This window comes from Enterobacter cloacae complex sp. P6RS, from assembly GCF_014982245.1.
GTDB classification, from domain to species: Bacteria; Pseudomonadota; Gammaproteobacteria; order Enterobacterales; family Enterobacteriaceae; genus Enterobacter; species Enterobacter bugandensis.
In genome coordinates this window covers 24,517-50,905 of record NZ_JADCLB010000036.1, presented here as the reverse complement: position 1 = coordinate 50,905, position 26,389 = coordinate 24,517, and the positions used below count along the sequence as shown (strand labels likewise).

21 protein-coding genes and 1 tRNA gene are annotated in these 26,389 nt (G+C 56.6%); 4 read left to right on the top strand and 18 right to left on the bottom strand.

The annotated features are described in order from the left end of the window. Positions 1-70: 70 nt before the first annotated feature. From rlmB to nnr, 14 genes are all read right to left on the bottom strand, one after another. Complete coding sequence (rlmB, locus tag INF73_RS21095) at positions 71-805, bottom strand: 23S rRNA (guanosine(2251)-2'-O)-methyltransferase RlmB (protein ID WP_032643810.1); 735 nt, start codon at positions 803-805, stop codon at positions 71-73. 65 nt (positions 806-870) lie between these two features. After that, positions 871-3,312: a ribonuclease R gene (rnr, locus tag INF73_RS21090; RefSeq protein ID WP_163332749.1), complete on the bottom strand. Its 2,442-nt coding sequence runs from the start codon at positions 3,310-3,312 to the stop codon at positions 871-873. A gap of 38 nt (positions 3,313-3,350) precedes the next feature. Then, complete coding sequence (gene nsrR / locus INF73_RS21085; RefSeq protein WP_028015256.1) at positions 3,351-3,776, bottom strand: nitric oxide-sensing transcriptional repressor NsrR; 426 nt, start codon at positions 3,774-3,776, stop codon at positions 3,351-3,353. Positions 3,777-3,968: 192 nt separating this feature from the next. Beyond that, positions 3,969-5,267, bottom strand: coding sequence for an adenylosuccinate synthase (locus tag INF73_RS21080; protein ID WP_006178975.1), 1,299 nt, complete (start codon positions 5,265-5,267; stop codon positions 3,969-3,971). A 104-nt stretch (positions 5,268-5,371) separates the two neighbouring features. Continuing rightward, positions 5,372-5,569: a DUF2065 domain-containing protein gene (locus INF73_RS21075; protein ID WP_003855996.1), complete on the bottom strand. Its 198-nt coding sequence runs from the start codon at positions 5,567-5,569 to the stop codon at positions 5,372-5,374. A gap of 71 nt (positions 5,570-5,640) precedes the next feature. Next, complete coding sequence (gene hflC / locus INF73_RS21070; protein ID WP_028015255.1) at positions 5,641-6,645, bottom strand: protease modulator HflC; 1,005 nt, start codon at positions 6,643-6,645, stop codon at positions 5,641-5,643. A 2-nt stretch (positions 6,646-6,647) separates the two neighbouring features. Continuing rightward, positions 6,648-7,907 carry an FtsH protease activity modulator HflK gene (hflK, locus tag INF73_RS21065; RefSeq protein ID WP_193542269.1) on the bottom strand — a complete coding sequence of 420 codons (1,260 nt, stop codon included), beginning with the start codon at positions 7,905-7,907 and terminating at the stop codon, positions 6,648-6,650. A gap of 56 nt (positions 7,908-7,963) precedes the next feature. Then, the gene (hflX, locus tag INF73_RS21060; protein WP_023331851.1) at positions 7,964-9,244 is read right to left on the bottom strand and encodes a ribosome rescue GTPase HflX; all 1,281 of its coding nucleotides are present in this window, start codon (positions 9,242-9,244) and stop codon (positions 7,964-7,966) included. A gap of 73 nt (positions 9,245-9,317) precedes the next feature. Continuing rightward, on the bottom strand, positions 9,318-9,629 hold the full coding sequence (gene hfq, locus INF73_RS21055) for an RNA chaperone Hfq (protein ID WP_013095287.1): 312 nt from the start codon (positions 9,627-9,629) through the stop codon (positions 9,318-9,320). 85 nt (positions 9,630-9,714) lie between these two features. After that, positions 9,715-10,665, bottom strand: a complete 951-nt coding sequence (gene miaA, locus INF73_RS21050; RefSeq protein ID WP_193542271.1) for a tRNA (adenosine(37)-N6)-dimethylallyltransferase MiaA — start codon at positions 10,663-10,665, stop codon at positions 9,715-9,717. After that, the gene (mutL, locus tag INF73_RS21045; RefSeq protein WP_193542273.1) at positions 10,658-12,502 is read right to left on the bottom strand and encodes a DNA mismatch repair endonuclease MutL; all 1,845 of its coding nucleotides are present in this window, start codon (positions 12,500-12,502) and stop codon (positions 10,658-10,660) included. The genes miaA and mutL overlap by 8 nt, the downstream gene beginning before the upstream one ends. A gap of 9 nt (positions 12,503-12,511) precedes the next feature. Beyond that, complete coding sequence (gene amiB / locus INF73_RS21040; protein ID WP_028015251.1) at positions 12,512-13,846, bottom strand: N-acetylmuramoyl-L-alanine amidase AmiB; 1,335 nt, start codon at positions 13,844-13,846, stop codon at positions 12,512-12,514. A gap of 16 nt (positions 13,847-13,862) precedes the next feature. Beyond that, the gene (gene tsaE / locus INF73_RS21035) at positions 13,863-14,324 is read right to left on the bottom strand and encodes a tRNA (adenosine(37)-N6)-threonylcarbamoyltransferase complex ATPase subunit type 1 TsaE (protein ID WP_028015250.1); all 462 of its coding nucleotides are present in this window, start codon (positions 14,322-14,324) and stop codon (positions 13,863-13,865) included. Further along, on the bottom strand, positions 14,317-15,840 hold the full coding sequence (gene nnr / locus INF73_RS21030; protein WP_193542275.1) for a bifunctional ADP-dependent NAD(P)H-hydrate dehydratase/NAD(P)H-hydrate epimerase: 1,524 nt from the start codon (positions 15,838-15,840) through the stop codon (positions 14,317-14,319). The genes tsaE and nnr overlap by 8 nt, the downstream gene beginning before the upstream one ends. On the opposite strand from nnr, the gene queG reads away from it, so the two are divergent. Beyond that, on the top strand, positions 15,839-16,978 hold the full coding sequence (gene queG, locus INF73_RS21025) for a tRNA epoxyqueuosine(34) reductase QueG (RefSeq protein ID WP_028015248.1): 1,140 nt from the start codon (positions 15,839-15,841) through the stop codon (positions 16,976-16,978). The two genes, nnr and queG, sit on opposite strands and share 2 nt — an antisense overlap. A gap of 270 nt (positions 16,979-17,248) precedes the next feature. Here queG and INF73_RS21020 read toward each other — a convergent pair. Together INF73_RS21020 and orn are read right to left on the bottom strand one after the other, a co-directional pair. Beyond that, a tRNA-Gly gene (locus tag INF73_RS21020) sits at positions 17,249-17,324 on the bottom strand. A gap of 196 nt (positions 17,325-17,520) precedes the next feature. After that, on the bottom strand, positions 17,521-18,066 hold the full coding sequence (gene orn, locus INF73_RS21015) for an oligoribonuclease (RefSeq protein WP_028015247.1): 546 nt from the start codon (positions 18,064-18,066) through the stop codon (positions 17,521-17,523). A gap of 107 nt (positions 18,067-18,173) precedes the next feature. Between orn and rsgA the strand changes: the two genes are divergently transcribed. The 3 genes from rsgA to mscM all read left to right on the top strand — a co-directional run bounded on the left by rsgA (position 18,174) and on the right by mscM (position 23,635). Then, positions 18,174-19,226 carry a small ribosomal subunit biogenesis GTPase RsgA gene (gene rsgA / locus INF73_RS21010; RefSeq protein WP_032644955.1) on the top strand — a complete coding sequence of 351 codons (1,053 nt, stop codon included), beginning with the start codon at positions 18,174-18,176 and terminating at the stop codon, positions 19,224-19,226. A 97-nt stretch (positions 19,227-19,323) separates the two neighbouring features. After that, positions 19,324-20,292: an archaetidylserine decarboxylase gene (gene asd, locus INF73_RS21005; protein WP_028015245.1), complete on the top strand. Its 969-nt coding sequence runs from the start codon at positions 19,324-19,326 to the stop codon at positions 20,290-20,292. A gap of 19 nt (positions 20,293-20,311) precedes the next feature. Next, positions 20,312-23,635 (top strand): miniconductance mechanosensitive channel MscM, encoded by a 3,324-nt coding sequence (mscM, locus tag INF73_RS21000; RefSeq protein WP_193542277.1) that lies wholly within the window; start codon positions 20,312-20,314, stop codon positions 23,633-23,635. Positions 23,636-23,672: 37 nt separating this feature from the next. Here the strand turns inward: mscM and yjeM are convergent, their stop codons facing one another. Beyond that, the gene (gene yjeM / locus INF73_RS20995) at positions 23,673-25,172 is read right to left on the bottom strand and encodes a glutamate/gamma-aminobutyrate family transporter YjeM (protein WP_045261278.1); all 1,500 of its coding nucleotides are present in this window, start codon (positions 25,170-25,172) and stop codon (positions 23,673-23,675) included. Between the two features lie 197 nt (positions 25,173-25,369). Next, a complete protein-coding gene (gene epmA / locus INF73_RS20990) occupies positions 25,370-26,347 on the bottom strand; it encodes an elongation factor P--(R)-beta-lysine ligase (protein ID WP_041911493.1) in 978 nt (325 codons plus the stop codon). Positions 26,348-26,389 lie beyond the last annotated feature (42 nt).

Sequence of the window (26,389 nt, the reverse complement as noted above, 5' to 3'; positions counted from 1 at the left end):
TGTGGGGAACCCTCAGCCCAAGGGGAGAGGGAGAAAACACTAAAGGCCGTCCTTTGGACGGCCTTGCTGTTTATTCTCCGCGCTGGCGCACCGCTTCAAACAGGCAGATACCCGTTGCAACGGAAACGTTCAGAGACGACACGCTGCCCGCCATCGGGATGCTGATCAGCTCGTCGCAGTGCTCGCGCGTCAGACGACGCATGCCTTCACCTTCCGCCCCCATCACCAGCGCCAGACGGCCGGTCATTTTGCTCTGATACAGAGTATGATCCGCTTCGCCCGCGGTACCGACGATCCAGATATTCTCTTCCTGCAGCAGACGCATGGTGCGCGCCAGGTTGGTCACGCGGATCAGCGGAACGTTTTCCGCCGCGCCGCAGGCCACTTTCTTCGCCGTCGCGTTCAGTTGGGCAGAGCGATCTTTCGGTACGATCACCGCGTGCACGCCCGCCGCATCCGCGCTGCGCAGGCACGCGCCGAGGTTATGTGGGTCGGTGACGCCATCGAGGATCAGGAAGAACGGATTCTCCAGCTCAGCAATCAGATCCGGCAGATCGTTTTCCTGATACTGACGGCCCGGCTTCACGCGGGCAATGATCCCCTGATGCACCGCGCCGTCGCTTTTCTCATCCAGGAACTGGCGGTTCGCCAGCTGGATCACCACACCCTGCGCTTCCAGGGCATGGATCAGCGGCATCAGACGCTTATCTTCACGCCCTTTCAGAATAAACACTTCCTGAAAACGCTCCGGTGCGCGCTCGAGAAGGGCCTGCACCGCGTGGATGCCGTAAATCATTTCACTCATTGATGGTTCTCGTAATAAATATTTCCCCTCTCCCAGTTGGGGAGAGGGTCAGGGTGAGGGGAGAATTACTCCGCCTGCTTTTTCTTGGCTGCGCGCTTCGCTTTTGTCGCGGCAGCGATTTTCTGCGTCTTCGCGGAAGGCTTTTTCGCTGAGCGAGCCTCTTTCTTCGCCGCCTTTGGCTTCTGTTTCTTCTCGCCGCGGAAGGCGCTGTCCGGCTCGAAGTTTACCTTTTTGCCCGCCTGGCGACGTTTACCGCTCGCTTTGCCGTTTCCGCCTTTTTTCGCCCTTTCACGCTCGGTTTTACCGACGTTACGCGGCGCGCGCTCGCTGGAGATCAGGCTGAAGTCGATTTTACGGTCGTCCATATTCACGGCTTCGACCTTCACTTCCACGCGATCGCCCAGACGGTAGGTCTGGCCGCCTGATTCGCCAATCAGACGCTGGCCGACCTGGTCGAAGCGGTAGTAGTCGTTATCCAGGCTGGAGACGTGCACCAGACCGTCGATAAACAGCTCATCCAGACGAACGAAGAACCCAAAGCCGGTCACGCTGGCAATCACGCCCTTAAAGACGTTGCCCACCTGATCCAGCATAAAGTCACACTTCAACCAATCCGCCACGTCACGCGTCGCTTCATCCGCACGGCGCTCGGTCATAGAACAGTGCTGACCCAGCTGCAGCATCTCTTCCATCGAGTAGTGATACCCACCGGTTTCAGTCGTGTTGCCTTTATGGCCCTGCTCGTGCGCCAGCAGATACTTGATCGCACGGTGCAGTGACAGATCCGGATAACGGCGGATCGGCGAGGTAAAGTGCGCGTAAGACTGCAGCGCCAGGCCGAAGTGCCCCCGGTTTTCCGGATCGTAAATCGCCTGCTTCATGGAGCGCAGCAGCATGGTTTGCAGCATTTCTGCATCAGGACGATCGCTAATCGATTCCAGCAGCTCGGCGTAATCGCGTGGCTCAGGCTTATTACCACCAGGCAGTTCCAGGCCGAGCTCAGCCAGCACGGAGCGGAACGACGTAATGGCTTCCGTGGTCGGCTTATCGTGAATACGGAACAGCGCAGGTTCTTTGGCTTTCTCAACGAAGCGTGCCGCCGAGATATTCGCCAGAATCATACACTCTTCGATCAGCTTGTGCGCATCGTTACGCTGGGTCTGTTCGATACGCTCAATGCGGCGCTCGGCGTTGAAGATAAACTTCGCTTCTTCGCTCTCAAAGGAGATCCCGCCGCGCTCTTCGCGCGCCTGCTCCAGCGTTTTGTAGAGGTTATGCAGCTCTTCAATGTGTTTAACCAGCGGCGCGTACTGCTCGCGAAGGTCCTGGTCGCCCTGCAGCATATGCCAGACCTTGGTATAGGTCAGACGCGCGTGCGAGCTCATTACCGCTTCGTAGAATTTGTAGCCCGTTAAGCGCCCTTTGGTGGAGATGGTCATCTCACATACCATACAGAGACGGTCAACCTGCGGGTTCAGGGAGCACAGGCCGTTGGAGAGCACTTCCGGGAGCATCGGTACAACCTGAGACGGGAAGTAGACCGAGGTACCGCGGCTGCGCGCTTCGTTATCCAGCGGCGTGTGCGGACGAACGTAGTAGCTTACGTCTGCGATCGCTACCCACAGACGCCAGCCGCCACCGCGTTTTTTCTCGCAATAGACCGCGTCATCGAAGTCGCGGGCGTCTTCACCGTCGATCGTGACCAGCGGCAGGGAGCGCAGATCCACACGGCCCGCTTTGGACTCTTCCGGTACTTCTTCGCGCAGGTTTTCGATCTGCTCTTCGACCGCTTTCGGCCAGACGTACGGAATTTCATGGGTACGCAGCGCCATATCGACGGCCATGCCGGTGCCCATGTTATCGCCCAGCACTTCGACGATTTTACCCACCGCTTTGGTGCGACGGGTCGGGCGCTGGGTGAGTTCAACCACCACCACAAAGCCCATACGCGCGCCCATCACCTCTTCAGGTGGGATCAAAATATCGAAGCTCAGACGGCTGTCGTCCGGCACCACGAAGCCTACGCCCGCATCGGTAAAGTAGCGGCCCACAATCTGGCTGGTTTTTGGCACCAGCACGCGAACCACGCGTGCTTCGCGGCGGCCTTTACGGTCTGCACCCAGCGGCTGCGCCAGGATCTGGTCGCCGTGGATGCACATTTTCATCTGTTCGGATGAGAGGTAAAGGTCGTCCTTACGGCCTTCCACGCGCAGGAAGCCAAAGCCATCGCGGTGACCAATGACGGTCCCTTTCAGCAGATCGAGGCGTTCCGGCAGCGCGTAGCACTGGCGGCGGGTAAAGACCAGTTGCCCGTCACGCTCCATCGCGCGCAGGCGGCGGCGAAGGGCTTCAATTTGCTCTTCACCTTCAATATTTAATTCAACGGCAAGTTCTTCACGATTGGCGGGTTTTTCGCGTTTTGTTAAGTGTTCAATGATGAACTCGCGGCTGGGGATAGGATTCGCGTATTTTTCGGCTTCGCGTTCCTGGAAAGGATCTTGTGACATGTCGGTTCCTCCGTTGTCAGCTCCGGTGGAAATTTTCTTCATTCCACCAGCAATAATTTATAAAGCGGTTGATTCTCTTCAACCAAATCGGCCAGCGTGTAGTTATCCAGTTCCTTGAGAAAACTTTGCACGGCCTTTGAAAGCGCCTGTTTCAGGCGGCAAGCGGGCGTAATGTGGCAGAACGCGCTGCTGCAGTTCACCAGAGACAAGGGCTCCAGCTCGCGTACCACATCCCCGATACGAATACTCTGTGCCGGTTTACCAAGACGGATCCCTCCATTCTTCCCGCGGACGGCAGCAACGTATCCGGCACGGCTAAGTTGATTGATTATTTTGACCATATGATTACGGGATACACCGTATACCTCTGTGACTTCAGAGATACTGGTCATCTTCCCTTCGGGTAACGACGCCATGTAAATCAGCGCGCGTAAGCCGTAATCGGTGAAACTTGTTAACTGCACATCAACCTCAGGAAAAAGGGAAAACGCGGTCAAACCGCAGAGATATTCATTAATGATGATAAACCAGCCAGATAGTTAGCAGCTAATTTATTTGACAGACGGGGCGAAAAAGCGGAGATCCAGGAGCGGTCGCCGGTTGGCGCTACGCTTATCTGGCCTACGGGTCTCCCCGCAGGCCAGCAGTCACGAAGATTATGCGTCGAACGGGTCGCGCAGGATCATCGTTTCAGTACGATCCGGGCCGGTAGAAATAATATCGATCGGCACTTCGGTCAGTTCTTCAATGCGCTTGATGTAATCCAGCGCCGCCTGCGGCAGGCCGCTACGCTCTTTCACACCGAAGGTGGTCTCAGACCAGCCCGGCATAGTTTCGTAGATTGGCTCAATGCCTTCCCAGTCGTCAGCAGCCAGCGGAGTGGTGGTCACTTCGCGGCCATCTGGCATACGGTAGCCTACGCAGATTTTCACTTCTTTCAGGCCGTCCAGCACGTCCAACTTGGTCAGGCAGAAGCCAGACAGGGAGTTGATCTGCACTGCGCGACGCACGGCAACCGCATCCAGCCAGCCGGTACGACGACGACGACCGGTGGTCGCGCCAAACTCGTTACCCTGCTTGCACAGGAACTCGCCGGTTTCATCAAACAGTTCGGTCGGGAATGGACCCGCACCTACGCGAGTAGAGTACGCTTTGATGATGCCCAGAACGTAATCCACATAACGTGGACCCAGGCCGGAGCCGGTCGCTACGCCACCCGCAGTGGTGTTCGAGGAGGTGACGTACGGATAGGTACCGTGGTCGATGTCCAGCAGCGTACCCTGCGCACCTTCGAACATGACGAAATCGCCACGCTTGCGCGCCTGGTCCAGCAGATCGGATACATCAACAACCATACCGGTCAGAATGTCTGCAATCGCCATGACGTCATCCAGCACTTTCTGGTAGTCAACAGCGTCAGCTTTGTAGAAGTTCACCAGCTGGAAGTTGTGATATTCCATCACTTCTTTCAGTTTTTCAGCGAAGGTCGCTTTGTCGAAGAGGTCACCGACGCGCAGACCGCGACGTGCAACTTTATCTTCGTAAGCCGGGCCGATACCACGACCGGTGGTGCCGATCGCTTTCGCGCCACGCGCTTTTTCACGCGCCACGTCCAGCGCCACGTGATAGTCCAGGATCAGCGGGCAGGCTTCGGAGAGCAGCAGACGCTCACGAACAGGGATACCACGGTCTTCCAGACCTTTCATCTCTTTCATCAGCGCAGCAGGAGACAGCACAACGCCGTTACCGATGATGCTGGTGACGTTTTCGCGAAGAATGCCTGATGGAATAAGATGGAGGACGGTTTTTTCACCGTTGATTACGAGAGTATGGCCTGCGTTGTGACCGCCCTGGTAGCGTACAACATATTTAGCCCGTTCAGTCAGAAGATCGACAATCTTCCCTTTACCTTCGTCACCCCATTGGGTGCCCAGTACGACGACGTTGTTACCCATTTTTTTCAAAATCACCGTTTGCTTAAAAATGGATTCTACCATCGCTTTTTCAGATATACAGCACTTTTTGACCTTAAAATACGCCAATTGCGGCTAGTTTTTGATCAGCCAATCGTTTTCCTCAACATGTAGTAGATAACGATACCAGCAACCACAAGACCACCGCCGAAACGACGCAAAATATTATCCGGTAGCTGGCTCATGGTCGCGATCATACGACGCCATGCGCGCGGATAGAGCATCGGGCCGAGACCTTCCAGCACCAGAACCAGGGCCAGCGCGAGCCAGATCGTTGAATTCATTTTTCATCCTTATAAAAGAAAACCACCGCTCCGTTGGGAGCGGTGGTTTGAATACTCAAACGAGCCTGAGTTTATCGCGTTGCGTTGGTCGGCGTCTTCATATAACGGAAGAAATCGCTGTCCGGGCTGAGCACCATCACGTCCTGGTTGCTCTTAAAGCTATTCTCGTAAGCGCGCAGGCTACGGATAAAGGCGTAGAAGTCTGGATCCTGACTGAATGCATCGGCAAACAGCTTCGCCGCTTCCGCATCGCCTTCACCGCGCAGGATACGGCCCTGACGTTCAGATTCCGCCAGCGTCTTGGTCACTTCATAGTCCGCTGCCGCACGCAGTTTTTCAGCCTCTTCCTGACCCTGTGAACGATGACGACGGGCAACCGCTTCACGCTCGGCGCGCATACGGTTGTAGATCGCCTCGGACACTTCCGCTGGCAGGTTGATCTGCTTGATACGCACGTCAACCACTTCGATACCCAGCGCCGCCATACTGTTCGGGTTGATCACCGGCACTTTACCGTTGGTTTCAGCCTGAACGCGTTCGGCCGCTTTAGCAATCGCGTCATCCGCTGCTGGCGTTGCCACTTCGTCTTCGGTGCCCGCTGTACCGGAGTTCAGCGCATCGCGCACTTCCAGGGTCAGACGACCGCGGGAGTCGGTCACGATGTCTTTCACATCAAGACGACCAATTTCAGAACGCAGACGGTCAGAGAACTTACGTTTCAGCAGCACTTCTGCCTGAGAAACGTCACCGCCGCCCGTTGCCAGGAAGTAACGGCTGAAATCGCTGATGCGCCATTTGATGTAAGAATCAACGATCAGGTCTTTCTTCTCTTTAGTCACGAAACGGTCGGCCTGGTTATCCATGGTCTGGATACGCGCATCAAGCGTTTTCACAGACTGAATGAACGGCACCTTGAAGTGCAGGCCCGGCTCGTAAATCACCGGACGTTTGTCGCCATCACGCACGACGCTGCTGAACTGGAATTTGATCCCACGCTCGCCCTCTTTCACCACAAAGATCGAGGTATACAGCACGACCAGTACGATGACGATGATCGCAATAACTGACTTACGCATCCTTATTCCCCCTGACGCTGGTAGTCGTTACGCTGCGCGTTAGCACGGCGTTGGTCCATAATGTCACCATCGTTCAAAGAAGGCGTTGTGTTCGCGCTGGAGCTGCCTGATGAGGCTGGCGGCAGACGCAGCAGGTTGTTCGCTCCGCTGGTGTCTTTCGCTGCCGGCGCAGAACCGCCTTTCAGCATCTGATCCAGCGGCAGAACCATCAGGTTTCCGCCTTTGCTGTCGTTAACCAGCACTTTGCGGGTGTGGCTCAGCACTTTTTCCATAGTCTCGATATACAGACGCTCGCGGGTAATTTCCGGCGCGGCTTTGTATTCCGGCAGGATGCGCGCGAAGCGAGCCACTTCACCCTGAGCTTCCAGGATGGTCTGGGTCTTATACGCACGCGCCTCTTCCAGAATACGCTGCGCCTGACCGTTAGCACGCGGCTGAACTTCGTTGGTGTACGCTTCTGCTTCGCGGATGTACTGCTGTTCGTTTTCACGGGCAGCAATCGCATCGTCAAACGCGGCCTTCACCTCTTCCGGCGGACGTGCAGCCTGGAAGTTGACGTCCAGCAGGGTGATACCCATGTTGTACGGACGAATCGTCTCTTCCAGCTCGCGCTGGGTATCGCTACGAATAACGGTACGACCTTCGGTCAGGATGCGGTCCATGGTGTATTTGCCGATCACACCACGCAGGGCGCTGTCGGTCGCCTGACGCAGGCTGTCATCGGCGCTGGTCACGCTAAATAGATAACGCTCAGGATCGGTCACGCGGTACTGCACGTTCATCTCGACGCGCACCACGTTCTCGTCAGACGTCAGCATCACGCCAGAAGCGGCCAGTTCACGGACGGACTCCACGTTAACTGCGGTCACGTCATCAATGAAGGTCGGCTTCCAGTTCAGGCCCGGCTCAACCAGATGGCTGAACTTACCGAAACGGGTGACCACGCCGCGTTCTGCTTCTTTAATGGTGTAGAACCCGCTGGCTGCCCAGACGATCACCAGCCCGGCAGCAACGATGCCCACCAGGCGGCCACCTAATTGCGGGCGCGGCCCCTGACTGGAACTGCCACCCGAGCCAGAACCTTTTCCTCCGCCAAGGCCACCAAGCTTTTTGCTCAGCTTGCGGAAGATATCATCCAGATCCGGCGGCCCCTGCTCGCGACCACCTTTGTTGCCATTTCCCCCAGAGTTGCCGCCTTGATTATTGCTGCTTCCCCACGGGTCGCGGTCTTGTCCGTTATTACCGGGCTGATTCCACGCCATGTATATGCTCCATATTTGTTATGCAAGGGCGAATTTTTCAGGCTTCCCCTTTCTGATCAGACGATATAGTCCGCCAGCGCAGGTTCTTGTTTACAGAGGCGACGCCAGTCAACGATCGGCATACGCACCTGCATCCCCACGCTGCCGTCATCCTCCATCCACTCTTTTTCTATCGCCTGAAGCTGATAAAACCGGCTGCGCAGCCTGCCTTCCTGTGGCGGCAGTCGCAGCGTGTGCTGAGCTACCTCACCGGAAAGACGTTCTGTCAAAGCCTGGAAAAGCAGTGGCACACCGATTCCGGCCTGAGCAGAAAGCCAGACCCGAATCGGTTTGTTCTCTTCATCACGGTCGATACGCGGTTCGAAATCCTCCAGCATATCGATCTTATTCATCACCAACAGGGTGGGAATTTCGTGGGCGTCAATTTCTTCCAGCACCACGTTCACCGCGTCGATGTTCTCCTGCACGCGTACGTCAGCCGCATCAATCACGTGCAGCAGCAGAGTCGCCTGACGCGTCTCCTGCAACGTCGCCTTAAACGCCGCCACCAGATCGTGCGGCAGATGGCGGATAAACCCTACGGTATCCGCCAGCACTGTTTCACCCACGTCTGCAACGTCAATGCGGCGCAGCGTCGGGTCCAGGGTCGCAAACAGCTGGTCTGCGGCATACACCTGGGCCTCGGTTATCTGGTTAAACAGGGTGGATTTACCGGCGTTGGTATAGCCCACCAGCGACACCGTGGGGATGTCGGCTTTGGTTCGCGCCCGACGCCCCTGTTCACGCTGTTTCTCGACACGTTCCAGACGTGAGAGGATCTGGGTAATACGGCCACGCAGCAAACGGCGGTCGGTTTCGAGCTGGGTTTCACCCGGACCGCGCAAACCAATCCCGCCTTTTTGTCTTTCAAGGTGGGTCCAGCCACGCACCAGACGCGTCGCCAGATGGCGCAACTGCGCCAGCTCAACCTGCAGTTTCCCCTCGTGGGTACGGGCACGCTGAGCAAAAATGTCTAAAATCAATCCCGTGCGATCGATAACACGGCATTCGCAGAGAGCTTCCAGGTTGCGCTCCTGGGCTGGAGACAGCGCATGATCAAACAACACGACTGACGCGCCGGTTGCTTTTACGGCATCCGCAATTTCTACTGCTTTACCTTCACCAACAAAATACTTTGGGTGCGGCGCTTTACGGCTACCGGTAATCACCTGCATTGCTTCGACACCGGCGGAAGAGACCAGAGATTCAAACTCCTGGAGGTCTTCCATATCTTTGTCTTGCGAAAAATAGATGTGTACCAGCACCGCCTGCTCACCGGCATCATAACGGTCAAACAAGCGTAAACCTCTCTAAAAAGATCAGCGGGGAACGCAGGATCCCTGGCTCCCCGTGTGGATAACAGCTAAAACCTTATTCGGTCTCGTCGCTGTCCTGCGCAGGAGCAGAAGAACCCTGCGCGTTGCTGCCATGATGGTAGTTACTGCCTGTGCCGCCGCCAGCGTTATTGCTGTGATGAGAGACCGGACGGGACGGAACAACAGTAGAGATAGCGTGCTTGTAGACCATCTGGCTGACCGTGTTTTTCAACAGGATCACGAACTGATCGAAAGACTCAATCTGACCTTGCAGCTTAATACCATTCACCAAATAAATAGAAACTGGAACACGTTCCCGACGCAATGCGTTCAGGAACGGATCTTGTAAAGATTGCCCCTTAGCCATTCTATCTTTTCCTTATATGCTTGTTTTGTACTTAGAACCTTGCGATTCTGAAAAATTGCGCACGATACGTCTCAATTGTACACATTCAGTGGGCGATATCACCAACAACCTCAATCACATCGTTTAACGCCTGTTGCGGTTTTTCACTGTCTAACCAGTGAACCCCCTCCCAACCGCGCAACCAGGTGATCTGGCGCTTCGCTAACTGTCTCGTGGCGCAAACACCTCGATAAACCATTTCATCGTATGAAATCTCACCTTCAAGATACGACCACATCTGGCGGTATCCCACACAACGAACGGAAGGCATATCCGTATGCAAATCTCCACGGGCAAATAGCGCCCGCACTTCTGCTTCAAAATCTGAAGCCAACATCTGATAAAAACGCTGCTCAATTCGTTGATGGAGCAGTTCACGGCTCGCCGGGGCGATGGCGAACTGATGCACCTGATAGGGCAGAGCGTCTCCTGACGTTTGCGTCAGTTCCGTTAAAGTTTTACCCGAAATGAAAAAAACTTCCAGTGCCCGGGAAAGCCTTTGCGGATCGTTTGGATGGATTCGCGCCGCCGCAACCGGGTCAATCTCTGCCAGTTGCTTATGCAATGCGTCCCACCCCTGCTCTGCCGCCTGCTGCTCAATCTTTGCTCTGATTTCAGGATCTGCAGAAGGTAAGGGTGACAAACCTTCGAGCAGCGCCTTGAAGTAGAGCATGGTTCCGCCAACCAACAGCGGTATACGCCCCGCCGCCGTTATCTCGGCCATCTCAGCCAGGGCGTCCCGGCGGAAATCCGCTGCGGAGTAAGCCTCTGCCGGGTCGAGAATATCCAGCAAACGGTGCGGTGCCGCACGCAGTTCGTCTGCGCCGGGCTTCGCCGTGCCGATGTCCATCCCTCGATAGATGAGGGCGGAATCAACGCTAATCAACTCTACAGGCAAAACTTTACGTAACTCAATGGCTAACGCTGTTTTGCCAGAGGCCGTTGGGCCCATTAAAAAAATTGCCTTTGGCAGGCTCGCCTTGCTTACGTCAGTCATGTTTCAGGGCGGTCATCGCCGTTTTTAAATCAACAGGTTGTAATAACCCACCCGGCGGCGCTTTCACCAGCTGTGGGCAGAGGCGTTCCACCTCCGCCAGCACGGTAATCGCCTGCGCCATACTCCACGGTGAATGTTCGCTGGCCAGATGGCGGGCGATCCACTGCGCGGTGTTGGCAGCCTCCAACGATGTTTGCTGCGCCAGGTAGCCTATCAGTTCAGGAATCAAGTTTTGTAAATTTTGTTGGCGTAAGGGTAAAGGCACTGCGCGAATTGTCACATGTTGTGGTTCGAGCACAATTTCAATGCCCATTTGCGCCAGCTGGGCCTCTGCACGCTGCAATACCCTTGTTTCTTCAGCGGATATTTTCAGGCGAACCGGGATCAATAACGGCTGCGCACAGGCCGCATGTTCCCCCGGCGTCAGTTGCGCCTGCTTGAGCCAGCGTTCGGCAACCGGCAGCGCCAGAAGCAGCAGTTTGCTGTCGCGCTCAAGCAGGGCCATATCCGGTGCGATAATCGTCAGTACCCGGCCAAAACTCTGGCTAAGGCCTTCAAGGGAAGGTGTCGCCACCGAAACGTGCTCTTTGCGCTCGACTGCGGGCGTTTCCAGCAGCTTACGGTACAGCGCCCCCTGCTGCTTCTGATAGCCGGGCTGAGCGTTCGGGTAGTTCACGCCCGTCGGACGCGGCGCGGCTCCTGCAGAGGAGAAACGCGGGGCGTCTGGTTCACGCGCGACGGCAGGCTCCGCAAAATGGTTGCGGCCCGCAGCAACACGGTTTTCCGGAATGGGGCGCGGTGCGGAGTCTTCTTTTTCCAGCGGCAGCGTGGGTTCAAGCTGCTGTTGCAGCACGCTCAGCACGCCCTGGTAGATAAAATCATGCACCAGACGCGACTGATGGAAACGCACTTCATGCTTGGCAGGATGGACGTTGACATCCACCTGATGCGGGTCGATCTCCAGATAAAGCACAAAGGCCGGTTGCTGATCGGCCCCGAGCTTGTCTTCGCAGGCCTGGCGAATGGCGTGGTTAATGAGGCGGTCGCGCATCATGCGGCCGTTCACGTAGCAATACTGAATTTCAGAATACGCCGCGCTACTGGCGTTCGGATCGGCCACCCAGCCGCGTAAAGCCAGATCGCCGTGCTGCCACTCGATAGCCAACGCCTGCTCCAGGAACGGCGTCCCGCAGATAGCGCCTAACCGTCGCTCTTTCTGACCACCTTCAGCCACCGCGCGGTACTGGCGCATCACCTTGCCGTTATGGCTGAGGTTGATGGTGACGTCGAAACGGGCGAGCGCAATTCGGCGGATGATCTCGTCGATATGACCGAACTCGGTTTTTTCGGTACGCATAAACTTGCGGCGGGCGGGAGTATTGTAGAACAGGTCCAGAACTTCCAGCGTAGTACCGACAGGGTGCGCCGCGGGTTTGACCGTGACGTCCATATCCCGCCCTTCAGCGTAGGCCTGCCAGGCTTCCTGCTGTTCAGCGGTGCGGGAGGTCAGCGTTAAACGAGAAACCGAGCTGATACTGGCCAGCGCTTCGCCGCGAAAACCGAGGCTGATAATCGCTTCCAGGTCATCCAGAGAGGCAATTTTACTGGTGGCATGACGCGCCAGCGCCAGCGCCAGCTCCTCTTTTTTGATGCCGCAGCCGTTGTCGCGAATGCGGATAAGCTTTGCGCCGCCGCGTTCGATATCAATATCAATGCGGGTGGCGCCCGCATCGAGGCTATTTTCAACCAGCTCCTTCACCACCGACGCAGGGCGTTCCACCACCTCACCGGCGGCGATTTGGTTCGCGAGCTGCGGCGGCAGAACCTGAATCGGCATGAAATCTCCTTAATTTGTGGCGGTCAACCCACCCGGCTGCGCGGCGCTGGCCGTCTGGGCTGCTCCGCCCTGCGGCGCGGACTGCAGAGGATGCGCCTCAAAATATTTACGTAAACCGTTATAAATCGCTTCGGCAATTTGCTGCTGATAGCTGTCGCTGCCCAGCAGGCGCTCTTCACTGTTATTGCTGATAAAGCCCGTCTCTACCAGAATTGACGGAATATCCGGCGAGCGCAGAACGCCCAGGCTAGCATGTTCAGGGCGGCGCTTATGCAATGCCCCGATGCCCTGCAACTGGTTCAATACGTTAGTGGCGACATCATACCCGACGCGCTGAGAATGACCGAATTGTAAATCCAGCACCGCCTGGCTGAGGTATGGGTCAGACTGGCTGTTTGCCAGCACATCACCCGCGCCGCCTAACAGTTCAGACTGTTTCTCATGCTCTTCCAGCCAGTTGGCCATTTCGCTGTTTGCCCGGCGGTTCGACAGGACCCATACCGAGGCGCCCGTCGCGTTACGGTTCGGTGCGGCATCCGCGTGAATGGAGACCAGGAAATTGGCGTTTTGTTTGCGCGCCACGTCTGAGCGGCCCATCACAGAGATAAAATAGTCGCCGTCGCGGGTTAGTACGCCTTTAAACATCGGATCATCGTTTAACAGCGTCCGCAGCTTGCGGGCCACCGCAATAGTGACATTTTTCTCTCGCGTGCCGCCCGGGCCAATCGCTCCAGGATCCTGTCCACCGTGCCCGGCATCAATGGCGATAATCACTTTGTCACCGCTGACCGTACGCCGTGCGCTGACCGCCGGACGCGTTACCGTGTTACTGCTGGTTGCCGCGGTGATGCGATCGTTCTGCGATTTAAACGGATTACGCGCAGGTTCCGATGGGCGAGGCGTATACACCGGTTCTTCCACGCGTTTCGCGACAACCGGTGGCGGCGGAGGCGGCGGAACATCGGCATTGATGGTGAAGACCACCGTATAGTTCGCCCCGTTTTGCTGCTTCACCGCCTTCGTTTTGCCCTTTTCGGTCAGATCGACCACCAGGCGCAGCGACTGGCTGTCCTGAGGGGTACCCGAGCGGATACTTTTCACCAGGTTGTTACCGCTGAACCGCAGCGGTAACCCCTGGATCACGCCTGTCTGTTTGATATCCAGCGCCACGCTGTGGCTGTCTGGCTGTGAAAACGCGTATTCAGGGTCGCCCATAAAGCTGAACGTAATCCGGGCCTGGCTTTCGCCGTTTGACACCTGAATATCCGAAAGGCTTGCCGCCCCGGCCTGCGCGCACAGCAGCACCGTCGCAGCCAACACCCAACCTTTAACGCGACTAATCATCCCGTCATCCCTACTCTTAACCAGCGAGACGCGCCAGTAAGGAACACCCTGATGAGGAAACCGCACTGATGCGAGCCTCACGCCCTTGAGCCTGGTAATCTAAGTGAATTTCGACATCCGGGTCAGGCAGCACACCCGCACCTTGTTGCGGCCACTCCACCAGGCAGATGGCGTCGTTGGCAAAATAATCACGGATCCCCATAAATTCCAGCTCCTCAGGATCCGCAAGGCGGTATAAATCAAAGTGGTACACCATAAGATTGTCGAGGGTGTACGGCTCGACCAGCGTGTAGGTAGGGCTTTTCACGTTCCCGTTATGCCCTAACGCCTGCAAAAAACCCCGGCTGAAGGTGGTTTTACCCGCACCTAAATCGCCATACAGATAAATGACGGTTGCCCCCTGACAGGCCTGCGCCACGCGCTTGCCGAGATCTAAAGTGGCTTGTTCATCAGGTAAAGGAATCGCTCGATTAGTCATTTTCTACGTCAATCACATCCGGGTTAACAACACGCCGCAGCGTGCAAAAGAGATCGGTGGCCAGCATACCGCGTGTCCCCTCCCGCGCAGCAAGCCTGTCAGCTGCCGCGCCGTGGGCCACGCAGCCCGCACAGGCTGCATCATAAAGGGGAAGTTTCTGTCCAAGCAATGCGCCGATGATGCCTGAAAGCACATCGCCCATACCGCCGCTCGCCATGCCCGCATTTCCGGCATCAATAATGCCCTGCGTCTCGTCACTGGCGACAACGGTGCCTGCCCCTTTCAAAACGGCAACACCTCCGTAACGTTTTACCAGACGCTGAGCAGAAAGTAAGCGATCGCTTTCAATTTCTGCCACGCTGCAGTTAAGCAGGCGCGCGGCTTCGCCGGGGTGTGGCGTCAGAATGCGATTGTGACGCTTATCCGGATTTATTGCCAGAAGGTTAAGCGCGTCGGCATCCCACAGCATCGGTTTACGAAAATTCTCGACCTTTTGCAGGGCCTGTTTACCCCATGTCTGTTGTCCAAGCCCGGGACCAATAACCACCACATCCGCCCATTCGAGGCTTTCTTCCAGCGTCTGGGGCGTAAGCTCATGGACCATCAGTTCCGGTCGGGCTGTGATGATTGGCGCAATATTTTCAATGCGAGTGAGTACTCGCACTAACCCGGCACCGCTGCGAAGTGCCGCCTCACCGGTCATGCGAACCGCTCCTGCCGTACCGCGATCGCCACCAATAATCACCAGCCTGCCGTTGTCGCCCTTGTGAGACGTTGGGCGGCGCGGCGGAAGCCACTCTTTTAGCTGCGAGGAATCAAAGCGCGACAGGAGCGTTTCCTGTCCAACGAGCCAGCTCTCCAGCCCCAGCGCGTTATGGTGCAATACGCCGACCAAATCCCGCGCTTTTCCGGTTAACAGGCCCGGCTTCAGGGCGATAAAGGTCACGGTGTGCGCAGCCTGAATAACGGCGCCAGGCGTCGCGCCGGTCTGCGCGATCAGGCCCGACGGAATATCCAGCGCGACTACCGGCGCAGAGTACCCGTTAGCGTGTTCAATAAGCGCGGCAATGTTTTCGCGAGGCGCGCTGCGTAGCCCGGTCCCCAGCAGACCATCAACAATCAGATCAACATCTTCCGGCCAGACGATATCAGGAGCATGAATCACGCCGCCTGCGTTCAGCCATGCCTCCCGCGCCGCGCAGGCCTCTTCCGGCAGGGGCTTATCACTCTCCAGCGCCAGCAGGGTAACGCGGAGACCGGCCGCAACGGCAAGACGCGCAACGACGTAACCGTCGCCGCCGTTATTGCCGTGCCCGCACAAAATCAGCCAGTGAGTGGACTGCGGGTACGCGCTGTGGGCAACGTTAAACGCCGCCTCTCCCGCGCGCTGCATCAGTTCATAAAGGGTAATGCCGAGACTGTCTGCGGCCTCTTTTTCGGCGCGCCGGAGGTCATCCGCATGCCAGATGGAATGTGGTATACTTGCGGGGTTTTTCTTCACCGTATGGTCCGTCATGTCACAGCCCCTCGATCTCAATGAATTAGCGCAAAAAATAAAACAGTGGGGTGCTGAGCTTGGCTTCCAGAAGGTAGGCATTACCGATACCGACCTCTCTGCCAGCGAGCCAAAACTGCAGGCCTGGCTGGACAAACAATACCACGGCGAAATGGAGTGGATGGCGCGTCACGGCATGATGCGCGCCCGTCCACATGAACTTTTACCGGGTACACTACGCGTCATCAGCGTGCGCATGAACTACCTGCCTGCCAACGCGGCCTTTGCGCGCACGCTAAAAAATCCCTCCCTGGGTTACGTCAGCCGGTACGCTCTGGGACGTGATTACCATAAGCTTCTGCGTAACCGCTTAAAAAAACTCGGGGAAACCATTCAGCAGCACTGTGATTCGCTGAATTTTAGACCCTTTGTCGATTCCGCGCCTGTTCTTGAGCGCCCGATCGCCGAAAAAGCCGGACTTGGCTGGACAGGTAAGCACTCACTTATCCTGAGCCGCGACGCCGGATCGTTCTTCTTCCTCGGTGAGCTGCTGATAGATTTACCCCTGCCTGTAGATGGCCCGGTGGAGGAAGGCTGTGGCCGCTGCGTGGCCTGCATGACCATCTGCCCGACGGGCGCCATCGTTGAGCCTTACACCGTTGATGCCCGCCGCTGCATCTCCTATCTCACGATAGAGCTTGAAGGGGCGATCCCGGAAGAGTTCCGACCGCTTATCGGCAACCGCATCTACGGCTGCGACGACTGCCAGCTGATTTGCCCGTGGAACCGCTATTCACAGCTGACGGACGAAGAGGACTTCAGCCCGCGTAAAGCGCTGCATGCGCCACAGCTTATTGAGCTGTTCGCCTGGACCGAAGCCTGGTTCCTGAAGGTGACGGAAGGTTCCGCTATTCGGCGTATCGGCCACCTGCGCTGGCTGCGAAACGTGGCCGTCGCGCTGGGCAATGCCCCGTGGGATGAAGCGAATATTCAGGCGCTCGAAAGCCGTAGAGGTGAGCACCCACTTCTTGATGAACACATAGAATGGGCGATTGCGCAGCAAATCGAGAAGCGAAATGCCTGTGTGGTCGAGGTGCAGCTTCCTAAGAAACAGCGGCTGGTTAGGGTGATTGAAAAAGGGCTTACGCGGGATGCGTGATATATTCACAGCCTGTGAATAAAAATAAAAACTCAAGCGCCATCTGGACTTGAGAAGAGGTCAAGTGATCTCAATAACATTTTGAAATGAAATTTTACCCAATTAATACAGTGGCTTGGGAAGATATTATTCACCCTGCTAACTTTCTGTACGGTTTGGGTAAAGCGCGAATTCTGTGGATAACTCTGTTTACAAGAGTATTTCAGATGCAATAGAAAACGTCCCCAGCGCGTCTTTTCGCTGTGGATATTTTAGAGATGAAGAAGAATTTGGAGCGGGAAACGAGACTCGAACTCGCGACCCCGACCTTGGCAAGGTCGTGCTCTACCAACTGAGCTATTCCCGCAAATCTGTACTGCTTTTGTTGCTGTCGTAACGTGTAATTCTCTGTCGTTACGGGAGGCGCATTATACGAGAAATCCTTTTAGCTGCAACCCCCCTTAAAGTGATTTTTTCGAAATTCAGTTCAAGTGCTTATTTAATCGGCAAGCTGAACAATTTAACGACAAAAACCCGGCCACGCAAGGTGCCGGATCTCAAAATCACAGCTTAATAAAGTTTTCGCGGTAGTACGCGAGTTCCGCCACGGACTCGCGGATATCGTCCATCGCCTGGTGCGTACCCTGTTTTTTAAAGCCGTCCAGAATTTCAGGTTTCCAGCGGCGCGCCAGTTCTTTCAGGGTGCTCACGTCCAGATAGCGGTAATGGAAGTAAGACTCCAGCTCCGGCATGTACTTGAAGAGGAAACGGCGATCCTGACCGATGCTGTTCCCGCAGATCGGCGATTTACCCGCTGGTACCCACTGCTTCAGAAATTCGAGCGTCGCCAGTTCCGCCTCGCGATCGCCCAGCGTGCTCGCCTTCACGCGCTCGACAAGACCGCTGCCGGTGTGGGTACGCACGTTCCACTCATCCATCAGCGCAAGCTGGTCGTCGGACTGATGCACCGCAATCGTTGGCCCTTCGGCAAGGATATTCAGGTTGGCATCGGTCACCAGAGTTGCAATCTCAATAATGCGATCGCGCTCGGGATCCAGCCCGGTCATTTCGAGATCGATCCAAATCAGGTTGTTTTCATCCGCGCTCATGTTATTTTCCACCCTTCTCGCATAACCGGCAGTAGCAGGTTAACTAGTATTAATTAGAGTGTATCATAGAGGTTTTGCCCCTTACGGGCGACCAGGAGCCAGTGCGATTGAGTAAAAATAAACTCTCCAAAGGGCAGCAGCGCCGCGTGAATGCCAATCATCAGCGCCGTCTTAAAACCACTTCGGAGAAGGTCGATTACGACGACAACCTGTTTGGCGAACCAACGGAAGGCGTAGTCATCAGCCGTTTCGGTATGCACGCCGACGTGGAATCCGCCGATGGCGAAATCCACCGCTGTAACATTCGCCGGACCATTCGTTCTCTGGTGACCGGCGACCGCGTCGTCTGGCGACCGGGTAAAGAGGCGGCAGAGGGCGTTACGGTAAAAGGTATCGTTGAAGCGGTCCATGAGCGTACGTCCGTGTTAACCCGTCCCGATTTTTACGACGGGGTGAAGCCGATTGCCGCCAACATTAACCAGATTGTCATCGTATCGGCGATTTTGCCCGAACTTTCGCTCAATATTATCGACCGATACCTTGTCGCCTGTGAAACGCTGCAGGTTGAACCTATTATCGTGCTGAACAAAATCGATCTGCTGGATGACGAAGGCATGGCTTTCGTTAATGAGCAGATGGATATCTACCGCAAGATTGGCTACCGCGTTCTGATGGTGTCCAGCTACACCAAAGACGGACTGAAACCGCTGGAAGAGGCGCTTACCGATCGCATCAGCATCTTTGCGGGTCAGTCCGGCGTGGGGAAATCGAGCCTGCTAAACAACCTTCTCGGCCTCCAGCAGGAAATCCTCACTAACGACGTGTCTGACGTCTCGGGTCTGGGCCAGCACACCACCACCGCATCACGCCTGTATCACTTCCCGCACGGTGGCGATGTGATCGACTCACCGGGCGTGCGTGAATTCGGTTTATGGCATCTTGAGCCGGAACAAATCTTTAATGGATTTGTCGAATTCCATGATTATTTAGGCGCTTGCAAATACCGCGACTGCAAACACGATAACGATCCAGGCTGCGCTATCCGCGAAGCGGTTGAGAAAGGTGAAATCGCGGAGACCCGCTTCGAGAATTACCACCGCATTCTTGAGAGCATGGATCAGGTAAAAACGCGTAAAAACTTTTCTGATTCTGATAACTGACAACTAAGCTAAGCATCGCTAAAATCGTCCCCTTTTTTCAGGTTCCGGCGGCTTACTGCCGGATCAGGAACGACAAAACAATGGCCTGGAGGCTACCTTGTTAAACGCATTTAAACTTTCGCTTCAATACATTCTGCCAAAACTGTGGCTCACTCGCCTGGCGGGCTGGGGCGCAAGCAAACGCGCGGGCTGGCTGACCAAACTGGTCATCGACCTTTTCGTTAAGTATTACAAGGTCGACATGAAAGAAGCGCAGAAGCCGGACACCGCCAGCTACCGCACGTTCAACGAGTTTTTCGTGCGCCCGCTCCGCGACGAAGTGCGCCCGCTGAACACCGACCCTAACGTCCTGGTGATGCCAGCAGACGGCGTGATCAGCCAGTTGGGTAACATCGAAGACGACAAAATCCTGCAGGCGAAGGGCCACAACTACAGCCTGGAAGCGCTGCTGGCGGGCAATTATCTGATGGCGGACCTGTTCCGCAACGGTACCTTTGCCACCACCTATCTGTCACCGCGCGACTACCACCGCGTACACATGCCGTGTAACGGTATCCTGCGTGAGATGATCTACGTGCCGGGCGATCTGTTCTCCGTGAACCACCTGACCGCGCAAAACGTACCGAACCTGTTTGCCCGTAACGAACGCGTCATCTGCCTGTTCGATACTGAATTCGGCCCTATGGCGCAGATTCTGGTTGGCGCGACCATTGTCGGCAGCATCGAAACCGTCTGGGCTGGCACCATTACCCCGCCGCGTGAAGGCGTGATCAAGCGCTGGACGTGGCCTGCCGGTGAAGAAGAAGGCTCTGTCGCCCTGCTGAAAGGCCAGGAAATGGGTCGCTTCAAGCTGGGCTCTACCGTCATCAACCTGTTTGCGCCGGGCAAAGTGAAGCTGGCTGAGCAGCTCGAAAGCCTGTCGGTCACCAAACTGGGTCAGCCGCTGGCGGTCTCTACCGAAACCTTCGTGACGCCGGATGCAGAACCTGCTCCGCTGCCGCAAGAAGAGATCGACGCCGAGCACGACGCCAGCCCGCTGGTTGACGACAAAAAAGACGAAGGCTAACAACAGAAGGATCGCTGACGTGCGCCCGATTATCGTTCTACTGATGGCCTGGTGCCTCAGCATGGGGGCGTACGCAGCGACAGCCCCCGACGCCAAACAGATAACCCAGGAGCTGGAGCAGGCGAAAGCGGCTAAACCCGCTCAGCCAGAGACCGTTGAGTCACTCCAGTCCGCACTGAACGCGCTTGAAGAGCGGAAAGGCTCGCTTGAGCGCGCTCAGCAGTATCAGCAGGTTATCGACAACTTCCCTAAACTCTCGCAAACGCTGCGCGCGCAACTCGCTAATCTGCGCGATGAGCCGCGCGAAGTGCCGGAAGGCATGACCACCGACGCCCTGAATCAGGAAATCCTGCAGGTCAGCAGCCAGCTCCTGGAAAAGAGCCGCCAGGCTCAGCAGGAGCAGGAGCGAGCGCGTGAAATTGCCGACTCCCTCAGCCAGCTTCCGCAGCAGCAAACCGACGCCCGCCGCCAGCTTAACGACGTTGAGCGCCGCGTGGGTACGCAAAGCGGCAACACGCCGCAGGCCCAGGCGCAAAATCTGGGTCTGCAGGCGGAATCTGCCCGTCTGAAGGCCCTTGTGGATGAGCTGGAGCTGGCGCAGCTTTCCGCCAACAACCGCCAGGAACTGGCGCGGATGCGCTCTGAACTCGCTCAGAAGCAGAGCGAGCAGCTGGATGCGTACCTTCAGGCCCTGCGTAATTTGCTTAACAGCCAGCGCCAGCGCGAAGCCGAGCGAGCGCTTGAAAGCACCGAGCTGCTGGCGGAAAACAGCGCCAATCTGCCGGAAGGTATCGTCGATCAGTTTAAGGTCAACCGCGAGCTTTCTGCCGCCCTGAATCAGCAGGCGCAGCGTATGGATCTGGTTGCCTCCCAGCAGCGTCAGGCGACGAATCAAACCCTGCAGGTGCGCCAGGCGCTCAACACCCTGCGCGAGCAGTCCCAGTGGCTCGGGTCATCAAACCTGCTGGGCGAAGCGTTACGCGCCCAGGTCGCGCGCCTGCCGGAAATGCCGAAACCGCAGCAGCTGGATACCGAGATGGCCCAGCTGCGCGTGCAGCGACTGCACTTTGAAGATCTTCTCAATAAGCAGCCGCAAATACGCCAGATCCGTCAGGCTGACGGACAACCTCTGACCAGCGAGCAAAACCGTATTCTGGAAGCCCAGCTGCGCACCCAGCGCGAACTGCTGAACTCCCTGCTGCAGGGCGGGGATACGCTGATTCTGGAACTGACTAAACTCAAGGTCTCTAACAGCCAGCTGGAAGACGCGCTGAAAGAGGTGAACGAGGCTACGCACCGTTATCTCTTCTGGACATCCGACGTGCGTCCAATGACCTTCTCGTGGCCAATTGAGATCGTTCAGGATCTGCGCCGCCTGATTTCCCTCGACACCTTTAGCCAGCTCGGACAGGCCAGCGTGATGATGCTGACCAGTAAAGAGACGATTTTCCCGCTGCTGGGCGCGTTGGTTCTGGTGGGCTTCAGCATTTATTCGCGCAGACATTTCACCCGCTTCCTGGAGCGTTCCAGCGCGCGGGTGGGGAAAGTCACTCAGGATCACTTCTGGCTGACGCTGCGCACCGTGTTCTGGTCGATTCTCGTCGCCTCTCCGCTACCGGTGCTGTGGATGACGCTTGGCTATGGCCTGCGGGAAGCCTGGCCCTATCCGCTCGCGGTCGCCATTGGCGATGGCGTCACCGCCACGGTACCGTTGCTGTGGGTGGTGATGATTTGCGCGACGTTCGCGCGGCCTAACGGCCTGTTCATCGCCCACTTTGGCTGGCCTCGTAACCGCGTGGCGCGCGCCATGCGCTATTACCTGATGAGCATCGGGCTGATTGTGCCGCTGATTATGGCGCTGATCATGTTTGATAATCTCAACGACCGGGAATTCTCAGGCTCGCTGGGCCGCCTCTGCTTTATGCTGATCTGCGGCGCGCTGGCCATCGTCACGCTCAGCCTGAAACGCGCGGGGATACCGCTCTATCTGGATAAATCCGGCAGCGGCGATAACATGTTCAACCGGCTGCTCTGGAACCTGCTGCTGAGCGCTCCTCTGATTGCGATGCTGGCAGCGGCGGTAGGTTACCTGGCAACCTCGCAGGCCCTGCTGGCGCGACTGGAAACGTCGGTGGCGATCTGGTTCCTGCTGCTGGTGGTGTATCACGTGATCCGGCGCGGGATGCTGATCCAGCGCCGCCGTCTGGCCTTTGACCGCGCCAAACACCGCCGGGCAGAGATCCTCGCTCAGCGTGCCCGTGGCGAGGAAGAGCCAACGCATGTCAACAGCACGGAAGGCACGATGGATGCGGACGAGGTCGAACTGGATCTGGATGCCATCAGTACCCAGTCTCTGCGCCTGGTGCGCTCCCTCCTGATGCTGATTGCCCTTCTGTCGGTGATCTTCCTGTGGTCGGAAATTCACTCCGCGTTTGGCTTCCTGGAGAACATCTCTCTGTGGGACGTGACGTCCACGGTGCAGGGCGTTGAAAGCCTGGAGCCGATCACCTTAGGCGCGTTGCTGATTGCCATCCTGGTGCTGATCATCACCACCCAGTTGGTGCGTAACTTCCCGGCACTGCTGGAGCTGGCGCTGCTGCAGCATCTGGATTTAACCCCCGGCACGGGATACGCCATTACGACCATTACGAAATACCTGATACTGCTGTTTGGCGGAATGGTCGGGTTCTCAATGATTGGTATTGAGTGGTCTAAACTGCAGTGGCTGGTGGCCGCGCTGACGTTTGGCCTTGGCTTTGGCATGCAGGAGATTTTCGCTAACTTTGTATCCGGCCTGATCATCCTGTTTGAAAAGCCGATTCGCATTGGCGATACGGTGACGATCCGCGATCTGACCGGGAGCGTAACGAAGATCAACACCCGCGCCACCACGATCAGCGACTGGGACCGTAAAGAGATCATCGTGCCGAACAAGGCATTTATTACCGAGCAGTTTATCAACTGGTCCCTGTCGGACTCCGTCACGCGCGTGGTGCTGACGGTACCGGCGCCGTCGGATGCTAACAGTGAAGAGGTCACGCAGATCCTCTACACCGCCGCTGAACGCTGTACGCTGGTGCTCGATAACCCTGCGCCGGAAGTATTCCTGGTTGATTTACAGCAGGGGATCCAGATTTTCGAGTTGCGTATCTACGCCGCCGAAATGGGGCACCGCATGCCGCTGCGCCATGAGATCCACCAGCTGATTCTGGCGGGCTTCCGCGAGCATGGTATTGATATGCCGTTCCCACCGTTCCAGATGCGTCTGGAAAGCATGGACGGACGCAAGATGGGTAAAACGCTCACGTCGGCGGCAAGATCGCGCCCGGCGGGAAGTCTGTAATCGTTCTCCCCTCCCTTTCGGGAGGGGCATTTTACCGCTACGCCACTTCCGTGACGTACGCCATTGAGCGCCGGCGGTAATTCTCATAAATCCCCATCGCCAGCAGCGAGAAGAAGACTGGCCCACCGACCATCCACAGCGCGCTGTTCCAGTCGTTCGCCTCAACCACGGGCTGAATAACGGTAAAGATGTTGGCAAACGCCACGACCAGCACCACCACCGTGGTCGCCAGCAGCGTTGCCGCGCGGGTTTTGAAGATCACAAACGGACGCTCAAGATCCCGCTTCGCCTTAAAGAACGGGAACGCCAGCGTCAGGAACAGGTACGGCAGCGTCATCGACACGTTCGCCATCAGGGTCAGTTTGTTATAGAACGCAGACGCGGTATCACCGCCAAATGACACCAGCAGAATGAACACGCACACCAGCAGACACTGCATCCACATGGCGTTGGCAGGCATGCCTGCGGTATTGAGCTGCGTCATGCGTGCCGGCCACAGCGCCTTTGGCGTACCCTGGATGATTGCTTTCAGCGGCGAGTAGATTAGCGTGAAGAACGCGCCGGTATAGGCAAGGAACATAGACAGGCCGGTAATGCGCGCAAACCAGATCCCCAGGGTGGCCGATGCTTCCGGCGTCAGGTGCATGGCGTTACCCAGCGTCATTCCCAGGCTTTTCATCAGCACGTAGGTGATGTTCCCGAGGTTAGTGGTATTGTTACTCAACACCTGCTGCCAGTTAGTGCTAACGCCCCAGAGGAAAATCGCCAGCGAATAGCCGATGGAGATGACGATGGCGGCAAAAATAATCCCTTTGGCAAAGTTTTTTTCCGGGTTCTCGGTCTTATCGACCAGCCCACCTACCGCTTCAATACCGCCGTAGGCAAAAATGGCAAATACCACGAAGGAGAGCATGGCCAGCCCGGACTGATAGCCCGGATTAGGCGATGAAACGAAGTTTACCTCCTGCGCGAAGTGTCCGCCGTTCAGGCACAGAATGGCGATACTCACCAGCAGCAGCACCAGGTTCAGGCACATCACGGAAATACCGCCAACGGCGGTGATACGGGCAATTTTGTTGATGCCTTTTGACGCCACCAGCGTCACCACCACCATCCAGCACACCGCCAGAATCCCGACCACCTGCGTGGAACTCAGCCCGGCTAAAGACCAGACCTGCGTTTTATCCGCACCGAAAAGAAACGTGGAGAACGGCACCCAGACTTTGGCCGCCGTGCTGACCATCCAGACCACGTAGGAGGAGAACCACATAAACGTCCCGATAAACGCGTAGCGCGGGCCGATGCTGTTGTTCATCCATGAATAGATACCGCCCTCTTCTTTCCGGTAAGCCGAGCCCATCTCCGCCATCATCAACGCAAACGGGATAAAGAAGAACAGAGCAGAAACGATATAAAACGGCGTCGCGCTGTAGCCCATCAGATAGAAAGCCGACGGGCTGTTGGCAAAGCCAAAAACTGACGTAAAAATCATCAGAATGAGCCCGGTGAGGGTCATCTTTTTGAGTGACTGGGACATATAACCATCCGAAGAGGAATTAAACTGCGCGGATGGTAGCAGATGACCAGACTAATATTGTGGCTATACGAGGCAATTTAAGAAAAAGACCCGTGTACAGAGAAAATGGCAGTTTTTAATGTTGCGGAGAAGAAATGGAAAGGAATATTGCCACAGATATATATGCCGGGTAAGCGACAGCGCCACCCGGCCATGCTTTAGGCGCGATCGACCGTAAAGGCAATCACATCGCCCAGCTGCTCGGCGCCCAGCGCCAGCATGACCAGACGATCCACGCCCAGCGCCACGCCGGAGCAATCCGGCAGACCGGCTTTTAATGCTTCCAGCAAGTTTACATCAATCGGCTGCTGCGGCAGACCGCGTGCGGCGCGCTTACGGTTATCCTGCTCGAAACGCTGCTGCTGTTCGCGCGCGTCGGTCAGCTCGTGGAAGCCGTTAGCCAGCTCGATGCCTTTGTAGTAAACCTCAAAACGCTCTGCCACGCGGTGATCTTCGGTGCTGATCTGCGCCAGAGACGCCTGGCTTGCCGGGAAGTGATAGACAAACGTCGGGCGATCTTTGCCAATCTGCGGTTCCACGCCGAAGGTGAACAGCAGCTGCAGCAGCGTGTCGCGATCCTCTTCGGTATCCGCCACGTTGCTCAGATCCAGTTTTGCCGCCACTTCACGCAGCTGGGCTTTGTCCGCCGACAGCGGATCGATTTCCAGATGGCGCTGGAAGGCCTGCTGATAGGAGAGCGTTTCGGCTTCTGAGCAGTCCAGTACCTGCTGCAGCAGATCGTCCACCTCATTCATCAGGCGGTACATATCATAGTGCGGGCGGTACCACTCCAGCATGGTGAATTCCGGGTTGTGGTGACGCCCCATCTCTTCATTACGGAAGCTGCGGCACAGCTGATACACCGGACCACACCCCGCCGCCAGCAGGCGCTTCATGTGATATTCCGGGCTGGTCATCAGATACAGATTCATGCCCTGGGAGTGGCCTGGGCCAACAAAACGGGTTTCAAACGGGACCAGATGAATATCCGTTACCGTTGCCTGACTCATGCACGGGGTTTCCACCTCCAGGACGCCGCGGTCGGCAAAGAAACGGCGGATCTCCGTCATAATTGCGGCGCGTTTTAACAGATTTGGGATGGATGCGCTCGGCTGCCAGGTGGCCGTTTCGCTCATGAGTTTTTCTCCGATTTCAGACAAGGGCACGAAGTCTACTCG